This is a genomic window from Bacteroides timonensis (genome assembly GCF_000513195.1).
Lineage (GTDB): Bacteria > Bacteroidota > Bacteroidia > Bacteroidales > Bacteroidaceae > Bacteroides > Bacteroides timonensis.
In genome coordinates this window covers 1-3,293 of the sequence record NZ_CBVI010000022.1, presented here as the reverse complement: position 1 = coordinate 3,293, position 3,293 = coordinate 1, and the positions used below count along the sequence as shown (strand labels likewise).

The following is a 3,293-nucleotide window of genomic DNA, read 5'->3' as shown; positions in this document are numbered from 1 at the left end:
CCCAACGCAAAATCTTTCGAATCATATTCCGCTATCACCCTCAAATCCGGTGCGAAACTGGGATTGTAAGTGATACCCGCCGCTATTCCGTTCAGCTTGTACTCCTTTCTCTGATTATATAAATAAGAGAGGTGTACTCCGATCTCTTCAGTTCCTATCGGCAGATGCTTGGTTGCAGCTATATAGAAACGGCTGAAATATCCGTTTCCGCTTGATGAACCAACTACCCCGCCTCCAGAAGAAGTAAACGGGTCTGATGTTCCCAGAACCACAGCCGGCATATACTTCCAGAATTGTCCTTCTTTCAAAGCTCGCAGCCGGACAGAGAAATATCTGTCCTGATTCGTAAAACCTGAGTAACCGTAAGGCTTTAAGCCCAGTGCTTCCGCTTTAAAAAGTGTGCATGTGTATGCCACTTCCAACCAGGGGAAAAAGGTCACATTCAGGTAATAGTTGTACGTATGATAGTACCACGTAGGAGGAGTTATCTCCTTGTTCATAAAGTTGGCACCCAGCATTATTGTCTTATCTTTCTGCATCTCTGCGGAAGGGGCATGCAACAAACCTGTAGTACCGTAAGTTAATTGAGCCGAAAGTACAAACGCACAGCATAAAAACAAGTACGTAACTATTATTCGCTTCATCTGCATCTGCCTTTCTCTATACACTTTATACTTTCGGGTCAATTATGATCTATTGTTCTTAACAATCAGAATTATTCAGCCTCGATGATACCACCACCAGCGTTGCCTGTACCATGACCGTGGTCATGACCATGATCGTGAGAAACCTTAATGATTTCCATATCGTCATAGTTAACGGTAGCTGTACCTGCAGCTTGGTATTTCGCATATACTCCAGACAGATCCATGTCTACATTTGTAGTCGTTTCAACTGGTTCTTCATCTCCTGAAGTAATAATAGTAGTAGAAGTTACCTTTGTTACTCCTATAGTGAAATCAACGAATTCTTGTTTAGAAGTGATACTCTTAACAGCAGTGTAAGGTGCTAATTCGAATTTGTATCCCTTTTCTATAAGTTCGTTTTTGTATCCATCAGCAACGATTGTATCAGTAGCTGCCTTCATAGCTTGAGCAACTGCTACACCTAATGCAGTTTCATTGCCAAGGTTACCTCCCTGTATGTCAATAGTCTTCATACCTACTAATACTGGAATGTCATAAGTATATTGCTTAACTCTATCAGTTCCATTTACAATCATAGGATCAAAAGTATCTACTGTCGGTACAAGAGTAGGAGCAGCATTAGTTCTTGTAACTTCAACATTGAATGAGAAATCAATCTTCACTTCAACATTCGGAGTTTCTCCACCCGGTTCTGTACTAGCTGTAGGTTTAGCAATCTTCTGAACTAAAGTCATTTCAATACCATTTTCATCTACGATCTTGAAAGTAGCACTAAAGAATTTAGAAGAAATGGCTCTGGTTGTAGTCTCTTCTACGAATTCAGTTTCAGGAACATTAAACTTATACGCATAAGTGTTGGAGTTACCTTCACCGTAGAATTGAGTGCCCTTGTCATTGTACAAACGTACAACTTTTGCCAACATCCATCTGTTACCAAACTTCAAGTCACCTGCAAGAACTACTGTTCCTGTAGCAGTTTTAACCAGAACGATTTCTGTTGCGTAATCTTCAGTAGCAAATGCGTCTGCGAAGTCAATAGCTACTTCTTTCTTAGCAGCCGGCAAAGATATGTATTGGATAGTAGATACAAATCCGTCTTTGCTTGCTTTAATCTTATATGCACCGGCAGTCAGAGGAGTAGTTTCATAATCTACTTCTGTAGCACCTGCACCATATACAGTTACGTCAGCATCGTTGATTACATTCATGTCTTCATCCAAAACTGTTACCTTGAGGTCATATCTCAATTCAACTTCTTTGGTTGTAGCTGTTTTGCCTAATACGAAGTTAACAGGATAAACAGCAGCTTGTCCCGGTTTCAATTCAGCAATGTTCACAGTTGTCTCTTGTTTATCGAAACCTGTGCAATTAGCTGTAACCTTTACAGCACCGTGTGACAAGCCTGAAATAGTGAAAGACCCGCTGCTTTGAGTAACAGTACCTTTATCTGATGTAACTGTTGCAGCAGTCAAGATAGTACCTTCAGCACTGTAAATTGTACCTGTAATTGTGTACTGGGCAGCTGGCAATGTTACACTCTGATCGGGATCGATGATATCCAATCCTTCATCCTTGTAACATCCAGTGAGTAATGACCCTGTTAAGGCCACTACGGCTAATGCTAATTTAGCATTGTAGCCGTTAAAGAAACTTTTCTTTTTCATCTCAATAAAATTAAAAATTTAGTAATTCTGATTTAATAAAATATGGATTAAAACTATTATTACTCATTATGTTCTCGCTTGCGTTAGCCCGGAATCCCTTATAATAATAGCGTTCGTTGCCTGCATTATAAGCGATACCCATATTCTTTGAGGGCGTCACCCGCGGTATATATCCTTTTCTCTTATATTTATAAGGTGGGAGCGCTATTTGAAATCTAAAACCGCCATTTGACTTTGCTCCTTGCGCTTTCATTGCATAAAAGCCAATCGAGCAATAGCGGAAGTGTCGAATCAAATCAAACCGTACGCCTTTTTCACCCAATAGATATTGTTCACCTTTCAAACTTGCCTGAACATTATATTCGGGCCAATAAAAATTGGCTCCTAAACTCCATGTCAAGCGTGTCTTTGTTCCATAGTAAAATTCAAATCCATCCCATTCATACGCAGCGGTTAACCCTATGCGTCCTTCAAACGAGAAACGCTCGTCGGCTTTTAGCACATGAAGCAATTTTAAATCACCTCCATACCGACTGGCATTAAATGTTCCGACAGTTCCTGTAAGCCATGTATTATATGGTAAGCGAACAGTTTGCTGTAATGTCAGAAATCCCGGGCGTACTTTATCCGCTAAATCACCATACCCGTCGTTATAAACCGGGAAAATAACCTGCGCAGTTAACTTCATCCCTTTCCAAAAGGAGACCTCGACTGCTGGTGATAAGTTAAAAAGCACTTGGTATACCTGCGTAATCACCAGATTTTTTAATGATACTTCCGGATACACAACCACATCTACCTTAAACAAAGAACTATTTTTTCTCTTTTCTTTCCGAACCAGCTTCCATGAGTCACCTAAATTGTAACTAACGTCCCAATCCGCACGACTTGCTTCAGGGACGCTGTCACCGATTATCGGTTTATAGTAAAGAGAAATTTGAGGTACGTTATTATCTAGAACAATTATTCTACATGGCTTTTT

At 40.2% G+C, this 3,293-nt stretch carries 3 protein-coding genes; all 3 read right to left on the bottom strand.

Annotated elements, in window-relative coordinates:
* Positions 1-650, bottom strand: a 650-nt coding sequence (locus BN161_RS06320; protein WP_044264017.1) for a YjbH domain-containing protein, incomplete at its 3' end; no start/stop codon positions are given.
* Positions 651-715: 65 nt separating this feature from the next.
* Positions 716-2,257: a carboxypeptidase-like regulatory domain-containing protein gene (locus BN161_RS06315; protein ID WP_244436430.1), complete on the bottom strand. Its 1,542-nt coding sequence runs from the start codon at positions 2,255-2,257 to the stop codon at positions 716-718.
* 64 nt (positions 2,258-2,321) lie between these two features.
* The coding region (locus BN161_RS06310; RefSeq protein ID WP_044264012.1) for a hypothetical protein at positions 2,322-3,293 on the bottom strand (972 nt) is incomplete at its 5' end.